The organism is Pseudomonas sp. 9.1(2019), from assembly GCF_009910445.1.
GTDB lineage: Bacteria > Pseudomonadota > Gammaproteobacteria > Pseudomonadales > Pseudomonadaceae > Aquipseudomonas > Aquipseudomonas paraversuta.
The window spans coordinates 42,465-58,116 of sequence record NZ_VBWF01000001.1 but is presented as its reverse complement, the minus strand read 5'-3'; the positions used below and the strand labels follow the sequence as shown (position 1 = coordinate 58,116).

12 protein-coding genes and 2 tRNA genes are annotated in these 15,652 nt (G+C 55.6%); 13 read left to right on the top strand and 1 reads right to left on the bottom strand.

Annotated features, from left to right (window positions below):
• The first annotated feature begins 68 nt into the window (after positions 1–68).
• Positions 69–3,290 carry a carbamoyl-phosphate synthase large subunit gene (carB, locus tag FEZ21_RS00255; protein WP_003439590.1) on the top strand — a complete coding sequence of 1,074 codons (3,222 nt, stop codon included), beginning with the start codon at positions 69–71 and terminating at the stop codon, positions 3,288–3,290.
• Positions 3,287–3,763, top strand: coding sequence for a transcription elongation factor GreA (gene greA / locus FEZ21_RS00250; protein WP_003439592.1), 477 nt, complete (start codon positions 3,287–3,289; stop codon positions 3,761–3,763). Before carB ends, greA begins: the two co-directional genes overlap by 4 nt.
• A gap of 305 nt (positions 3,764–4,068) precedes the next feature.
• Here the strand turns inward: greA and yhbY are convergent, their stop codons facing one another.
• Positions 4,069–4,377 (bottom strand): ribosome assembly RNA-binding protein YhbY, encoded by a 309-nt coding sequence (yhbY, locus tag FEZ21_RS00245; RefSeq protein WP_003439595.1) that lies wholly within the window; start codon positions 4,375–4,377, stop codon positions 4,069–4,071.
• Between the two features lie 106 nt (positions 4,378–4,483).
• Between yhbY and rlmE the strand changes: the two genes are divergently transcribed.
• From rlmE to infB, 11 genes are all read left to right on the top strand, one after another.
• Entirely contained in the window at positions 4,484–5,134 is a 651-nt protein-coding gene (gene rlmE, locus FEZ21_RS00240; RefSeq protein WP_003439598.1) for a 23S rRNA (uridine(2552)-2'-O)-methyltransferase RlmE, read from the top strand.
• Positions 5,135–5,325: 191 nt separating this feature from the next.
• The gene (gene ftsH / locus FEZ21_RS00235; protein ID WP_003439601.1) at positions 5,326–7,233 is read left to right on the top strand and encodes an ATP-dependent zinc metalloprotease FtsH; all 1,908 of its coding nucleotides are present in this window, start codon (positions 5,326–5,328) and stop codon (positions 7,231–7,233) included.
• 8 nt (positions 7,234–7,241) lie between these two features.
• Entirely contained in the window at positions 7,242–8,093 is an 852-nt protein-coding gene (folP, locus tag FEZ21_RS00230; RefSeq protein WP_003439604.1) for a dihydropteroate synthase, read from the top strand.
• A 16-nt stretch (positions 8,094–8,109) separates the two neighbouring features.
• Entirely contained in the window at positions 8,110–9,447 is a 1,338-nt protein-coding gene (gene glmM / locus FEZ21_RS00225; protein WP_003439606.1) for a phosphoglucosamine mutase, read from the top strand.
• Between the two features lie 66 nt (positions 9,448–9,513).
• Positions 9,514–10,269, top strand: coding sequence for a triose-phosphate isomerase (gene tpiA, locus FEZ21_RS00220; protein ID WP_003439609.1), 756 nt, complete (start codon positions 9,514–9,516; stop codon positions 10,267–10,269).
• Between the two features lie 2 nt (positions 10,270–10,271).
• Positions 10,272–10,655 carry a preprotein translocase subunit SecG gene (secG, locus tag FEZ21_RS00215; RefSeq protein WP_003439612.1) on the top strand — a complete coding sequence of 128 codons (384 nt, stop codon included), beginning with the start codon at positions 10,272–10,274 and terminating at the stop codon, positions 10,653–10,655.
• Between the two features lie 29 nt (positions 10,656–10,684).
• Positions 10,685–10,770 (top strand) — tRNA-Leu (locus FEZ21_RS00210).
• A gap of 96 nt (positions 10,771–10,866) precedes the next feature.
• A tRNA-Met gene (locus tag FEZ21_RS00205) sits at positions 10,867–10,943 on the top strand.
• A gap of 141 nt (positions 10,944–11,084) precedes the next feature.
• Entirely contained in the window at positions 11,085–11,543 is a 459-nt protein-coding gene (gene rimP / locus FEZ21_RS00200) for a ribosome maturation factor RimP (protein WP_003439616.1), read from the top strand.
• Positions 11,544–11,590: 47 nt separating this feature from the next.
• A complete protein-coding gene (nusA, locus tag FEZ21_RS00195; RefSeq protein WP_003439619.1) occupies positions 11,591–13,072 on the top strand; it encodes a transcription termination factor NusA in 1,482 nt (493 codons plus the stop codon).
• A gap of 27 nt (positions 13,073–13,099) precedes the next feature.
• On the top strand, positions 13,100–15,607 hold the full coding sequence (gene infB / locus FEZ21_RS00190; RefSeq protein WP_003439621.1) for a translation initiation factor IF-2: 2,508 nt from the start codon (positions 13,100–13,102) through the stop codon (positions 15,605–15,607).
• Positions 15,608–15,652: the final 45 nt, after the last annotated feature.

Here is a 15,652-nt window from a genome sequence, read left to right as displayed (position 1 = left end):
CCCCTTGGGTGCTTCACAGACTTGATCGACGGCTTGCCGACTGACCTGCGGATTTGAGTGACAAACCCATGCCAAAACGTACAGACATTAAAAGCATCCTGATTCTCGGCGCTGGCCCGATCGTTATCGGCCAGGCCTGTGAATTCGACTACTCCGGCGCCCAGGCTTGTAAAGCTCTGCGCGAGGAAGGCTATCGCGTCATCCTGGTGAACTCCAACCCGGCCACCATCATGACCGATCCGGACATGGCCGACGCAACGTACATCGAGCCGATCAAGTGGCAGACTGTTGCCAAGATCATCGAAAAAGAGCGTCCGGACGCTCTGTTGCCGACCATGGGCGGCCAGACTGCTCTGAACTGCGCACTGGACCTGGAGCGTGAAGGCGTTCTGGAGAAGTTCGGCGTAGAAATGATCGGCGCCAATGCCGACACCATCGACAAGGCTGAAGACCGTTCGCGTTTTGACAAGGCGATGAAGTCCATCGGTCTGGATTGCCCGCGCTCCGGTATCGCCCACAGCATGGAAGAGGCCAATGCGGTCCTCGAAAAGCTGGGCTTCCCGTGCATCATCCGTCCATCGTTCACCATGGGCGGCACCGGTGGCGGTATCGCTTACAACCGTGAAGAGTTCGAAGAAATCTGCGCTCGTGGTCTGGACCTGTCGCCGACCAAAGAGCTGCTGATCGACGAATCCCTGATCGGCTGGAAAGAGTACGAAATGGAGGTTGTCCGCGACAAAAAGGACAACTGCATCATCGTTTGCTCGATCGAAAACTTTGACCCGATGGGCGTGCACACCGGTGACTCGATCACTGTTGCTCCGGCACAGACCCTGACGGACAAGGAATACCAGATCATGCGTAACGCCTCGCTGGCGGTACTGCGTGAGATCGGCGTTGAGACCGGTGGTTCCAACGTGCAGTTCGGCATTTGCCCGGACACTGGCCGTATGGTTGTGATCGAAATGAACCCGCGTGTTTCGCGTTCTTCGGCGCTGGCTTCGAAAGCCACCGGTTTCCCGATTGCGCGTATCGCTGCCAAGCTGGCGATCGGTTACACCCTGGACGAGTTGCAGAACGAAATCACCGGTGGCGCTACTCCGGCGTCCTTCGAGCCGTCCATCGACTATGTCGTGACCAAGCTGCCGCGCTTTGCTTTCGAAAAATTCCCTAAAGCCGATGCGCGCCTGACAACTCAGATGAAGTCGGTTGGTGAAGTCATGGCCATTGGCCGGACTTTCCAGGAATCCTTGCAGAAAGCCCTTCGCGGTCTGGAAGTGGGTGTCAGTGGTCTTGATCCAAAGCTGGACCTGAGCAACCCGGAAAGCATGGCGGTGCTCAAGCGCGAGCTGACTGTGCCGGGTGCCGAGCGTATCTGGTACGTGGCTGACGCATTCCGTGCGGGCATGACCGTAGAAGACATCTTCGGCATGAACATGATTGACCCTTGGTTCCTGGTGCAGATCGAAGATCTGATCAAGGACGAAGAGAAGATCAAGACCATGGCGCTGTCTTCGATTGATCGCGATGCCATGTATCGCCTCAAGCGCAAAGGCTTCTCCGACGCACGTCTGGCTGTACTGCTGGGTGTGACCGAGAAGAACCTGCGTCGCCATCGTCACAAGCTGGAAGTGTTCCCGGTTTACAAGCGCGTTGACACCTGCGCAGCCGAGTTTGCTACCGACACGGCTTACATGTACTCGACCTATGAGGAAGAGTGCGAGGCCAACCCTTCGGATCGTGACAAGATCATGATTCTGGGTGGTGGTCCGAACCGTATCGGTCAGGGTATCGAGTTCGACTACTGCTGCGTTCACGCGGCTCTGGCGTTGCGTGCCGATGGTTACGAAACCATCATGGTCAACTGCAACCCGGAAACTGTTTCCACTGACTACGACACCTCGGATCGTCTGTACTTCGAATCCGTGACCCTGGAAGACGTGCTGGAAATCGTACGTGTCGAGAAGCCGAAGGGCGTGATCGTCCAGTACGGCGGCCAGACCCCGTTGAAACTGGCCCGTGCGCTGGAAGAAGCAGGCGTGCCGATCATTGGTACCAGCCCTGATGCTATCGACCGTGCAGAAGACCGTGAGCGCTTCCAGCAAATGGTTGAGCGTCTGAACCTGCGTCAGCCGCCAAACGCCACCGTGCGCAGCGAAGACGAAGCCATTCGTGCTGCCTCCAAAATCGGTTACCCGCTGGTGGTTCGTCCTTCCTACGTGTTGGGCGGCCGGGCGATGGAAATCGTTTACGAAGAAGACGAGCTCAAGCGTTACCTGCGCGATGCGGTGAAAGTGTCCAACGACAGCCCGGTGCTGCTGGATCACTTCCTGAACTGTGCAATCGAAATGGACGTTGATGCCGTCTGCGACGGAACTGACGTAGTGATCGGCGCGATCATGCAGCACATTGAGCAGGCAGGTGTTCACTCCGGTGACTCCGCATGCTCGCTGCCACCGTACTCGCTGCCGTTGCATATCCAGGACGAGATGCGTGAACAGGTCAAGAAAATGGCTCTGGAGTTGGGCGTTGTCGGCCTGATGAACGTGCAGCTTGCTCTGCAGGGCGAAGATATCTACGTGATCGAAGTGAACCCGCGTGCTTCGCGTACAGTTCCTTTCGTATCCAAGTGCATCGGTGTTTCCCTGGCGATGATCGCGGCGCGGGTGATGGCTGGTAAAACCCTGAAGGAAATCGGTTTCACTAAAGAAATCATTCCAAACTTCTACAGCGTGAAAGAGGCGGTCTTCCCGTTCGCCAAATTCCCTGGTGTTGACCCGATTCTCGGCCCTGAGATGAAGTCCACCGGTGAAGTGATGGGCGTGGGCGATACCTTCGGTGAAGCTTTTGCCAAGGCTCAAATGGGTGCCAGCGAAGTTCTGCCTACCGGCGGTACTGCGTTCATCAGCGTACGTGACGACGACAAGCCTTTGGTGGCGGGTGTTGCACGTGATCTGATCAGCCTGGGCTTCGAGATTGTTTCGACCGTTGGCACTGCCAAGTTCATCGAGGCGGCGGGTCTGAAAGTGCGCCGGGTGAACAAGGTGACCGAAGGTCGTCCGCACGTTGTCGATATGATCAAAAATGATGAAGTCAGCCTGATCATCAATACGACCGAAGGTCGTCAGTCGATTGCTGACTCTTACTCCATTCGCCGCAACGCTCTGCAGCACAAAATCTACTGCACCACGACTATTGCTGCTGGCGAAGCGATCTGCGAAGCGCTTAAATTCGGTCCTGAAAAAACCGTACGCAGCTTGCAGGATCTACACGCAGGATTGAAGGCATGATCAAATACCCAATGACGGTCCAGGGCCATAAAGCCCTGGAAGAAGAGCTTGCACACCTGACCAAGGTTGTTCGGCCAAAGCTGAGCAAGGAAATCGGTACGGCGCGCGAACTGGGCGACCTCAAGGAAAATGCTGAGTACCATGCCGCTCGTGAGCTGCAGGGTATGTCTGAGGCGCGTATCCGTGATATCGAGGGCCGTCTGCAGAACGCAGTGGTTATTGATGTGGCGGCGATTCCTCATACCGGCAAGGTGATTTTCGGCACGACGGTCGAGATCGCGAACGTTGAAACTGACGAGCGCGTGACTTATCAGATCGTTGGTGAGGATGAGGCTGACTTCAAACTCGGAAAAATCTCCGTAGGTTCGCCACTTGCTCGTGCCTTGATTGCCAAGGAAGAAGGTGATGTGGTTGCGGTGAAAACACCGGGCGGCGTCATTGAGTACGAGATTGTCGAAGTACGTCACATCTGAGAAAAGGCGCCCGCTTCGTGCGGGCGCACTGCTTTGGCGGCCGGCCCGGATATCCGGGTTGGCGGCTGATGCTTGTTGCACACAGAATTTTTTGGCGGTGCCGGGCTGTATGCTGTGGTGTCGCTGTTGATCAATGTATCGCGTAGTGTGGCCGATAAGCGGCGAGCACTATTTGATGCAGTCTGCTGGCGGGATGTGTTGCGATGGCTGGTTCTGGCTGCCTGATGCGTTGCGCGGGCAGTTTTTGCTATTGGCCAGGCAAGAGTGTCAGGGCGCGCAAAGCGCACCCTTGACCCTTGTCGGCATCACTTGAAACGATGGATGTTCGACAGTTGCTTGTTAACATTGACGTTCTTGCGGTAAAGAAGCGCCATTTTGCCGATAACCTGCACCAATTCCGCTTTGCCTGCCTTGCACAGTTCTGCAATGGCCTCCAGGCGGGATTCGCGATCCAGGATGTTGACTTTGATTTTAATCAACTCGTGATCGCCCAATGCGCGTTCGAGTTCGGCTAAAACACCCTCAGTCAAACCATTATCAGCCACAGTCAATACTGGTTTCAGATGGTGGCCAATGGATTTGTACTGTTTCTTCTGCTCTTGAGTGAGCGGCATAATCTGACCCCTGTGTCTGATCTTGTAAAAAGCGGCGGCCAGTTTACCCGAGGGAGTCCGGGACCGCCCAGTTAATCACGACCCGTTTATTTTTTTGAGGTGGCCCGTGGCCCGTTCCAAGACTAGCCTTAACTGGCTGAAAGAGCATTTCAACGACCCATACGTCAAAATGGCGCAAAAAGACGGGTATCGTTCGCGTGCCAGCTACAAGTTGCTGGAGATCCAGGAACGTGACCGCATTATTCGCCCGGGCATGACTGTTATTGACCTGGGGGCCGCCCCGGGTGGCTGGTCGCAGGTCACCAGCCGTCTGATCGGCGGTCAGGGGCGACTGATCGCTTCGGACATCCTGGAGATGGACAGCATTCCTGATGTGACCTTTATCCAGGGTGACTTTACCGAAGATCACGTACTTGCCCAGATTCTTGAAGCTGTCGGAAATACGCAGGTAGACCTTGTGATTTCGGATATGGCCCCCAATATGAGTGGATTGGCAGCTGTTGACATGCCTCGGGCGATGTTCTTGTGCGAATTGGCACTGGATCTTGCCGGACGTGTCTTGCGGCCCGGTGGTGATTTTTTGATCAAGGTCTTCCAGGGTGAAGGCTTCGACGAATACCACAAAGACATTCGCAAGCTGTTTGATAAGGTGCAGATGCGCAAGCCGTCTTCTTCGCGAGACAGGTCCCGTGAGCAATATTTGCTGGGCCGCGGCTTTCGTGGAATCGCCGGATCTGCCAGTGATGAGCGTCTCTGAATAGGGTGATAGGTTTTTTTGTATCGCTTTACAGATCCCACATAAAGAATATTGTGTAGTCAAAGTTTCACAAAGGGTTACAGACGGAGCCTGCAAGGGTTGTAGGCAATGTAGTAAGTTATGCCGGTGAATATCATGCGAAGCACGCTTCAGTAGCGGGGCTTGCTTCAGAGGGTAGCTAATTGAACGATATGGCAAAGAATCTGATCCTGTGGTTGATCATCGCAGCTGTCCTGGTGACAGTGATGAACAACTTCTCCAGTCCAAACGAGCCACAAACCCTCAACTATTCCGACTTCATCCAGCAAGTTAAGGATGGCAAGGTCGAACGCGTTGCCGTGGACGGCTACGTGATTACCGGCAAACGCAGCGATGGCGATTCCTTCAAAACCATCCGTCCGGCTATTCAGGACAACGGTTTGATCGGTGATCTGGTTGATAACCATGTGACCGTTGAGGGCAAGCTGCCTGAGCAGCAAAGCATCTGGACTCAATTGCTCGTTGCGAGCTTCCCGATTCTGGTGATCATCGCTGTCTTCATGTTCTTCATGCGTCAGATGCAGGGCGGTGCCGGCGGTAAAGGCGGGCCGATGAGCTTTGGCAAGAGCAAGGCACGGCTGCTATCGGAAGACCAGGTCAAAACGACCCTGGCTGACGTAGCCGGTTGTGACGAAGCGAAAGAAGAAGTAGGCGAGCTGGTCGAATTCCTTCGCGATCCGGGCAAGTTCCAGCGTCTGGGCGGTCGAATTCCCCGTGGTGTGCTGATGGTTGGCCCGCCGGGTACCGGTAAAACCTTGATCGCCAAGGCGATTGCTGGCGAAGCCAAGGTGCCGTTCTTCACGATTTCCGGTTCGGACTTCGTTGAAATGTTCGTCGGTGTTGGTGCCAGCCGTGTTCGTGACATGTTCGAACAGGCGAAAAAGCACGCACCTTGCATCATCTTTATCGATGAAATCGATGCTGTCGGCCGTCACCGTGGTAACGGTATGGGCGGCGGTCATGATGAGCGTGAGCAAACCCTTAACCAGTTGCTGGTTGAGATGGACGGCTTTGAGATGAATGACGGTATCATTGTGATTGCCGCCACCAACCGTCCGGACGTGCTCGACCCTGCGCTGTTGCGTCCAGGCCGCTTTGACCGTCAGGTCGTGGTTGGCTTGCCGGACATTCGTGGCCGTGAGCAGATTCTCAAGGTGCACATGCGCAAAGTTCCGATGGGCGATGATGTCCAGCCAGGCGTGATTGCGCGTGGTACTCCGGGCTTCTCGGGTGCTGACCTGGCCAACCTGGTGAACGAAGCTTCCCTGTTTGCAGCGCGCACCGGTAAGCGTGTTGTGGAAATGAAAGAATTCGAGCTGGCTAAAGACAAGATCATGATGGGCGCAGAGCGCAAATCGATGGTCATGTCGGACAAAGAAAAGCGCAACACGGCTTATCACGAAGCGGGTCATGCCATTGTTGGTCGCGTTGTGCCTGAGCACGACCCGGTTTACAAGGTTTCGATCATTCCTCGTGGTCGCGCCCTGGGCGTCACCATGTTCCTGCCGGAAGAGGATCGTTATAGCCTGTCCAAGCGTGCTCTGATCAGCCAGATCTGCTCGCTCTATGGCGGCCGTATTGCTGAAGAGATGACCCTGGGCTTTGACGGCGTGACTACCGGTGCGTCCAACGACATCATGCGTGCGAGCCAGATTGCCCGGAACATGGTCACCAAATGGGGCCTGTCCGAGAAATTGGGCCCGCTGATGTATGCCGAAGACGAAGAGTCGTATCTGGGGCGTGGCGGTGGTCAGAGCTCGAGCGTTTCGGGCGAGACAGCCAAGCTGATCGACTCCGAAGTGCGCAGCATCATTGATCAGTGCTATGGCACTGCCAAGCAGATCCTGACCGACAATCGTGACAAGCTGGAAGCCATGGCTGATGCCTTGATGAAGTACGAAACGATCGATGCCGATCAGATCGACGACATCATGGCGGGGCGCCCGCCACGGGAGCCGCGTGACTGGGAAGGTGGTGGCTCGGGTACCCCGACTGCTCCAACCCTGGACAAGACCGAGCGCCCGGAAACACCTATCGGCGGCCCAGCTGCTGATCAATAAGGCTTGAAATGACTTTTGTTCAGCCCTCAACCCGGTTGCCTTGCGGCAACCGGGTTCTTGATTTGGCCCATCCGCACGTGATGGGCATTCTCAATGTCACCCCTGATTCCTTTTCTGATGGCGGTCGCTTTGCTGCGGTGGATGCGGCAATGCGCCATGCGCAGGCAATGGTTCTTGCGGGGGCAACCCTGATTGATGTCGGCGGTGAGTCAACTCGCCCCGGTGCTCCGGTGGTTTCGCCACAGGAAGAGCTTGATCGGGTGGCGCCTGTTGTCGAGCGCATCAGTCGTGAACTTGATGTGATCATTTCGGTCGATACCTCCGCGCCCATCGTCATGACTGAGGTTGCGCGCCTTGGCGCCGGCCTGATTAATGATGTGCGCTCATTGCGCCGCGAAGGTGCTCTGCAGGCTGCTGCAGCCACAGGTCTTCCGGTATGCCTGATGCATATGCTCGGCGAGCCCGGGGATATGCAGGACAACCCGCATTACACTGATCTGGTCGGTGAGGTGTCGGCATTTCTTGCTGAACGCATGGCGCAATGCGCCGCTGCCGGGATTGCGTCTGAGCGCATAGTGCTGGATCCGGGATTTGGTTTCGCCAAGACGTTGCAGCACAACCTGAGTTTGTTTAAGCACATGGAGGCCCTGCATGCACTGGGTCGACCATTGCTGGTAGGTGTTTCGCGTAAAAGCATGATTGGGCAGGCGCTGAATCGGCCGGTTACAGAGCGACTGTATGGCAGTTTGGCTCTGGCAGCGCTGGCCGTGACCAAGGGTGCGCGAATATTGCGTGTCCATGACGTTGCCGAAACAGTTGATGTGGTGCGGATGATCGCAGCGGTAGAGTCCGCCGACTAAGAATGATGGAGCACTTATGACTAAGAAATATTTTGGCACCGACGGTATTCGTGGTCGGGTCGGCGTTTATCCAATTACCCCTGACTTCATGCTCAAGCTGGGTTGGGCGGCGGGTATGGCGTTCCGCAGCAAGGGTGCATGTCGCATCCTGGTAGGCAAGGACACGCGCATTTCCGGTTATATGTTCGAGTCCGCGCTAGAGGCCGGTCTGTCTGCGGCCGGTGCCGATGTGATGCTGTTGGGGCCAATGCCTACTCCGGCCATTGCTTATCTGACGCGCACCTTTCATGCGGAAGCGGGCATTGTGATCAGTGCTTCGCACAATCCCCACGACGATAACGGTATCAAGTTCTTCTCGGGGGATGGCACCAAGTTGCCTGATGACGTCGAGTTGATGATTGAGGAGTTGCTGGACACTCCGATGACCGTCGTTGACTCCGACAAGCTGGGTAAGGTGTCGCGTATCAATGATGCGCCGGGTCGCTATATCGAATTCTGCAAGAGCAGTGTGCCGAGCAGTACCAACTTCAGCGATCTGAAGATCGTTATTGATTGCGCCCATGGTGCGACCTACAAGGTTGCGCCAAGTGTTTTCAAGGAGCTGGGTGCACAAGTCACTGTGTTGTCGGCTCAGCCTAATGGTTTGAACATCAACCATGATTGCGGCTCGACCCATATGGGGCAGTTGCAGGCTGCAGTCCTGGCTGAGGGCGCGGACCTGGGTATCGCGTTTGATGGCGACGGTGACCGGGTGCTGATGGTTGATCACACGGGCGCGATTGTTGATGGTGATGAGTTGCTGTTCATCATTGCCCGCGACTTGCATGAGCGTGGCAAATTGCAAGGTGGTGTCGTCGGCACGCTGATGAGTAATCTCGGGCTTGAATTGGCGCTGGATGACCTGGGCATTCCCTTCGTTCGGGCCAATGTCGGGGATCGCTATGTGATTGCAGGCCTGCAAGAGCGCGACTGGCAGGTGGGCGGTGAGAACTCGGGGCATATCGTGTGCTTCCAGCATACGACCACCGGTGATGCGATTATCGCTGCCCTGCAGGTGCTGCTGGCGTTGCGTCGCCGTGGCGACAGTCTGGCCCAGGCGCGTCAGGCGTTGCGTAAATGTCCGCAGGTGCTGGTAAATGTGCGGTTTGGTGGTGGTGTTGACCCGGTCGAGCACCCGGCCGTCAAAGAGGCCTGCGCACGGGTCACTGAAGCCATGAAAGGGCGTGGGCGTGTATTGCTGCGCAAGTCGGGTACCGAGCCTCTGGTGCGCGTAATGGTCGAAGGTGATGATGAAAATATGGTTCGCGGCTATGCCGATGAGCTGGCAAAACTAGTAAGTGAAGTTTGTGCCTGAATTCGACTTGCCAGCGCGGATGTGGTTGGGTAACATCTGCGCCCACTTTGACCGACGAGGTAAAGCATGCGTCGCATGATGGTAGCTGGTAACTGGAAGATGCACGGTACCTGCGCCAGCGTCGCTGAGCTGATCGTTGGTCTGCGTGATCTGTCCTTGCCTGGCAGTGTTGATGTTGCAGTATTCCCGCCTGACCTGTTCATTGATCGTGTGATCAAAGGCTTACAAGGCGCGCCAATTTCGGTTGGTGCTCAGAATGCTGCGGTTGAAGCAAAGCAGGGCGCTCTGACCGGGGAGATTTCTTCGAGTCAGTTGCAGGATGCGGGTTGCGCATTGGTGCTTGTAGGTCACTCCGAGCGTCGCCTGATTCTGGGTGAGTCGGATGAGACCCTCAATCGCAAGTTTGCAGCAGTTCAGGCTTCTGGTCTGACGCCGGTGTTGTGTATAGGGGAAACCCTGGAGCAGCGCGAAGCCGGGCAAACCCTTGAAGTGGTAGGGCGTCAACTGGATGTCGTGATTGACGCATTTGGTATTGAGGCTTTTGTAAATGCAGTGATTGCATATGAGCCGGTCTGGGCCATTGGTACCGGGCTGACTGCATCACCGCAGCAAGCGCAAGATGTGCATGCGGCCATTCGCGCACAGTTGGCGCAAAAGAATTCTGAAGTCGCGCAAGGTGTGCGGCTTCTATACGGCGGCAGCGTGAAGGCGGCCAATGCGGTCGAACTGTTCAGCATGCCGGATATCGATGGGGGACTCATTGGCGGGGCTTCCCTGAATGCAGATGAGTTCGGTGCGATTATTCGTGCCGCAGGAAACTGAAAATGCTGGATAACGTCGTAACTGTTTTTCATCTGCTGACAGCTTTGGGTGTAATTGCCCTGGTTTTGCTGCAACAGGGTAAGGGAGCGGATGCTGGAGCTTCTTTTGGCGCAGGTGCATCAAATACTGTGTTCGGAAGCCAAGGTTCCTCTACCTTTCTTAGTAAGTTTACTGCTATACTTGCCGCAGGTTTTTTCATAACCAGCTTGGGGTTAGGTTACTTTGCTAAAGAGAAAGCTGAACAGCTGACTCAAGTAGGTTTGCCAAATCCAGCGGTTTTGGAAGTTCCAGTGCAAAAGCCGGCTTCAGATGATGTTCCGGTGCTTCAAGAGCAAAAGTCGGCAACTCCTGCGACTGACGTACCTCCAGCTCAAGAGCAAAAGTAAAACGGGTTTCATGATGTAACTGTAGTATTGCCGAGGTGGTGGAATTGGTAGACACGCAACCTTGAGGTGGTTGTGCCCATAGGGTGTAGGGGTTCGAGTCCCCTTCTCGGTACCAATTATCAAGAATGCCCGCAGTAGCGGGCTTTCTTGTATGTGGAAGGTTGGATTGACCCTGAAAAGGATCAACCGTATACTTCCGCTCCAGCTTTGTCGCGGGATGGAGCAGTCTGGTAGCTCGTCGGGCTCATAACCCGAAGGTCGTCGGTTCAAATCCGGCTCCCGCAACCAGTTTTAGCGGAGCCCCTTATTAGGGGCTTTTTGTTAACTGGACACTTTATAGCGTCGGTATTCAACGACGTTTCAGAGATGGGCGCTTCGCCCATTTTTTCATTTTGCACAGCATGCACAAACATGCACTAGGGGGTTCAAGTGTCGAGCAAGCTAGAAGAGTTGCAGGCCTTGCTGGCCCCGGTGATCGTGGCCCTTGGCTATGAATGCTGGGGTATTGAATTTTCGGCTCAAGGCCGCCATTCAATGTTGCGTGTGTATATCGACAAGGAAGGCGGCGTATTGGTGGATGACTGTGCAATTGTCAGTCGTCAGATCAGCGGTGTTCTGGATGTCGAAGATCCTATCGCTGTTGAATACACCCTTGAAGTCTCTTCTCCTGGCATGGAACGCCCGCTGTTCACTCTTGAACAGTTCGCGAAATATGTCGGTGAGCAAGTGAAGATCAAGCTGCGCTCGCCTTTTGAAGGGCGACGTAACTTTCAGGGCCTTCTGCGCGGCGTAGAGGAGCAGGACATCGTGGTGCAAGTTGAAGACCATGAATTCCTGTTGCCGATCGATATGATCGACAAGGCCAACATTATTCCCAGTTTTGACTGAGACGCGGATCCCGCGGATCCAATGGCTTGCGAAAGGCGAGGCGTACGATGAGCAAAGAAGTACTGCTGGTTGTTGAGTCGGTGTCCAATGAAAAGGGCGTACCGGCAAACGTTATTTTTGAAGCGCTGGAGCTGGCTCTGGCCACCGCTACTAAAAAGCGTTTTGAAGACGAAGTCGATCTGCGTGTGGAAATCAATCGCCACACCGGTAATTATGAGACTTTCCGTCGCTGGACTGTGGTCGAAGACGAAGATCTGGATGATCCAGCAATCGAGTTGGCGGTAGACCAGGCCCAGGCGAAACAGCCAGGCGCTGTAGCCGGCGATATTATCGAAGAAAAAATCGATTCTATCGAATTCGGTCGGATTGCTGCACAGACTGCCAAACAGGTAATCGTGCAGAAAGTCCGCGAAGCCGAGCGTGCTCAAGTAGTCGATGCCTATCGTGAGCGTCTGGGCGAAATTATTTCGGGTACCGTTAAAAAGGTGACACGTGACAATGTGATCGTCGATCTGGGTAACAACGCAGAAGCGTTGCTGGCTCGTGAAGACATCATTTCGCGTGAAACTTTCCGTGTTGGCGTACGCCTTCGCGCACTGCTGAAAGAAATTCGTACCGAGAACCGCGGTCCTCAACTGATCCTGTCGCGTACCGCGCCGGAGATGTTGATCGAGCTGTTCCGTATTGAAGTTCCAGAAATCTCCGAAGGCCTGATCGAAGTGATGGCGGCCTCCCGCGATCCTGGATCTCGCGCTAAAATAGCCGTTCGCTCCAAAGACAAACGCATTGATCCGCAAGGTGCCTGCATTGGTATGCGCGGTTCGCGCGTCCAGGCAGTGTCCGGCGAATTGGGCGGAGAGCGAGTGGATATCGTCCTTTGGGATGACAACCCGGCGCAGTTCGTGATCAACGCAATGTCGCCAGCAGAAGTAGCGGCGATTATCGTCGACGAAGATGCCCATGCCATGGACATCGCCGTTGGCGCAGACAATCTGGCCCAGGCGATTGGTCGCGGCGGTCAGAACGTACGTTTGGCCAGCCAGTTGACCGGCTGGACCCTGAACGTGATGACCGAATCGGACATCCAGGCTAAGCAGCAAGCAGAAACCGGCGACATCCTGCGCAACTTCATCGAAGAGCTTGAAGTTGATGAAGACCTGGCGCAGGTACTGGTAGATGAAGGCTTTACTAGCCTGGAAGAGATTGCCTACGTACCGGTGGAGGAAATGCTCAACATCGATGGCTTTGACGAAGATACCGTCAACGAGCTTCGCGCTCGAGCCAAGGATCGTTTGTTGACTAAAGCCATCGCTACTGAGGAAAAGCTGGCAGACGCCCATCCGGCCGAAGACCTGCTCTCGCTTGAGGGTATGGACAAGGATTTGGCGATGGAACTGGCGGTGCGCGGCGTAATTACCCGCGAAGACCTGGCCGAGCAGTCTATTGACGACCTGCTCGACATCGACGGCATTGACTCTGATCGTGCCGGCAAGTTGATCATGGCCGCCCGAGCCCATTGGTTCGAGTAATTAGGCGCGGCCTGAGGAGAGAAATGCATGACGCAAGTCACGGTGAAACAACTGGCCGATGAGGTCAAAACACCGGTTGAGCGCCTGTTGCAGCAGATGCGTGAGGCAGGTCTGCCGCACAACGCCGCCGAGCAGAATGTGACCGACAGTGAGAAGCAGGCTCTGCTGACTCACCTGAAAAGCAGCCACAAGGCTAAAGTGGAAGAACCGCGCAAGATCACTTTGCAGCGTAAAACCACCAGTACCCTGCGTGTAGCTGGCAGCAAAAGCATTAGTGTTGAAGTACGCAAGAAGAAAGTTTTCGTACAACGCAGCCCGGAAGAAATTGAAGCCGAGCGCAAGCGTGAGATGGATGAGCGTCGTGCAGTAGAAAATGCCGCACGTCAGAAGGCTGAAGAAGAATCCAAGCGTCGCGCCGAAGAAGACGCGCGCCGTCAGCCTGCATCTACCTCTGCTCCTGCAGCAGCTCCGGCTGTCGCTGCTCCTGCACCTGTGCAGGCTGCACCGGCTGCAGCACCTGCGCCAGCCGCTGATGCACGTAAACGTGACGAACAGCGTCGCCCGGACAAACCACGCGCAGACGATAACAATCGTCGCGGCAGTGGTGACGGCGATCGCAAGAACGCACCGCATCGCGCATCGGTTAAAGAAAAAGCACCGACTCCACGTGTTGCTCCGCGCTCTTCCGATGAAGAAAGCGATAGCTTCCGTCGCGGTGGTCGTGGCAAGGGCAAGCTGAAGAAGCGTAACGCTCACGGTTTCCAGAGCCCAACCGGCCCTGTAGTTCGTGACGTTCAGATTGGCGAGACCATCACTGTCGGCGATTTGGCTGCACAGATGTCGGTCAAGGCTGCTGAAGTCATCAAGTTCATGTTCAAGTTGGGTACTCCGGCAACCATCAACCAGGTACTTGATCAGGAAACTGCTCAACTGGTTGCTGAAGAACTGGGCCACAAAGTGACTCTGGTAAGTGACAACGCCCTGGAAGATTCCCTGGCCGAGTCCCTGAAGTTCGAAGGCGAGTCGTTCTCCCGTGCTCCGGTTGTGACCGTAATGGGTCACGTTGACCACGGTAAAACGTCCCTGCTCGACTACATCCGTCGTGCCAAGGTAGCTGCTGGCGAAGCCGGTGGTATTACTCAGCACATCGGTGCATACCACGTTGAAACCGAACGCGGCATGGTCACGTTCCTCGATACCCCGGGTCACGCTGCGTTTACCGCAATGCGTGCTCGTGGTGCCAAGGCGACTGACATCGTGATTCTGGTTGTTGCTGCAGATGACGGCGTAATGCCGCAGACCATCGAAGCTGTTCAGCATGCGAAAGCTGCTGGCGTGCCGCTGGTTGTTGCAGTGAACAAAATCGACAAGCCGGGCGCTGATCTCGATCGCATCCGCAGCGAGTTGTCCGTTCACGGCGTAACGTCGGAAGAATGGGGTGGCGACACTCCGTTTGTTTCGGTTTCGGCGAAAATGGGTACCGGCGTTGACGACTTGCTCGAAGCCGTATTGCTGCAAGCTGAAGTCCTGGAACTCAAGGCAACTCCATCGGCTCCTGGCCGTGGCGTAGTAGTTGAGTCCCGTCTGGACAAAGGCCGCGGTCCGGTTGCGACTGTTCTGGTTCAAGACGGTACCCTGCGCCAAGGCGACATGGTTCTGGTCGGTTCCAACTACGGCCGCATCCGCGCCATGCTCGACGAGAACGGCAAATCCATCAAGGAAGCCGGTCCATCCATCCCTGTCGAGATTCTCGGCCTGGACGGTACGCCAGATGCTGGCGACGAGATGAGCGTAATGACTGACGAGAAGAAGGCGCGTGAAGTTGCCCTGTTCCGTCAAGGCAAGTTCCGCGAAGTGAAACTGGCTCGTGCTCACGCAGGCAAGCTGGAAAACATCTTCGAGAACATGGGCCAGGAAGAGAAGAAGACGCTTAACATCGTCCTCAAATCTGACGTCCGTGGTTCGTTGGAAGCTCTGCAGGGCGCTCTGAGCGGCCTGGGTAACGACGAAGTGCAAGTGCGCGTAGTGGGCGGCGGTGTCGGTGGTATCACCGAGAGCGACGCTAACCTGGCACTGGCATCCAACGCTGTACTGTTCGGCTTTAACGTTCGTGCTGATGCTGGCGCGCGCAAGATTGTCGAGCAAGAAGGCCTGGACATGCGTTACTACAACGTCATCTACGACATCATCGAAGACGTCAAGAAAGCCCTTACCGGCATGCTTGGCAGCGACGTTCGCGAGAACATCCTGGGTATCGCTGAAGTGCGTGACGTATTCCGTTCGCCTAAGTTCGGTGCTATCGCAGGTTGTATGGTGCTGGAAGGTGTTGTTCACCGTAACCGTCCAATCCGCGTACTGCGTGATGACATCGTTATCTTCGAAGGCGAGCTGGAATCCCTGCGCCGCTTCAAGGATGACGCTGCCGAAGTACGTGCCGGCATGGAATGCGGTATCGGCGTCAAGAGCTACAACGACGTTAAAGTCGGTGACAAGATCGAAGTGTTCGAGAAGGTCCAGGTTGCTCGCAGCCTCTAAATCGCGAGCCTCAAGAGCGAGGACGAGCCAGGGCATGCAAATGCC

Coding starts and splice junctions, on each gene's coding strand:
- carB (WP_003439590.1), top strand. CDS start 69: ATGCCAAAACGTACAGACATTAAAAGCATCCTGATTCTCGGCGCTGGC.
- greA (WP_003439592.1), top strand. CDS start 3,287: ATGATCAAATACCCAATGACGGTCCAGGGCCATAAAGCCCTGGAAGAA.
- yhbY (WP_003439595.1), bottom strand. CDS start 4,377: ATGCCGCTCACTCAAGAGCAGAAGAAACAGTACAAATCCATTGGCCAC.
- ftsH (WP_003439601.1), top strand. CDS start 5,326: ATGGCAAAGAATCTGATCCTGTGGTTGATCATCGCAGCTGTCCTGGTG.
- folP (WP_003439604.1), top strand. CDS start 7,242: ATGACTTTTGTTCAGCCCTCAACCCGGTTGCCTTGCGGCAACCGGGTT.
- glmM (WP_003439606.1), top strand. CDS start 8,110: ATGACTAAGAAATATTTTGGCACCGACGGTATTCGTGGTCGGGTCGGC.
- tpiA (WP_003439609.1), top strand. CDS start 9,514: ATGCGTCGCATGATGGTAGCTGGTAACTGGAAGATGCACGGTACCTGC.
- secG (WP_003439612.1), top strand. CDS start 10,272: ATGCTGGATAACGTCGTAACTGTTTTTCATCTGCTGACAGCTTTGGGT.
- nusA (WP_003439619.1), top strand. CDS start 11,591: ATGAGCAAAGAAGTACTGCTGGTTGTTGAGTCGGTGTCCAATGAAAAG.
- infB (WP_003439621.1), top strand. CDS start 13,100: ATGACGCAAGTCACGGTGAAACAACTGGCCGATGAGGTCAAAACACCG.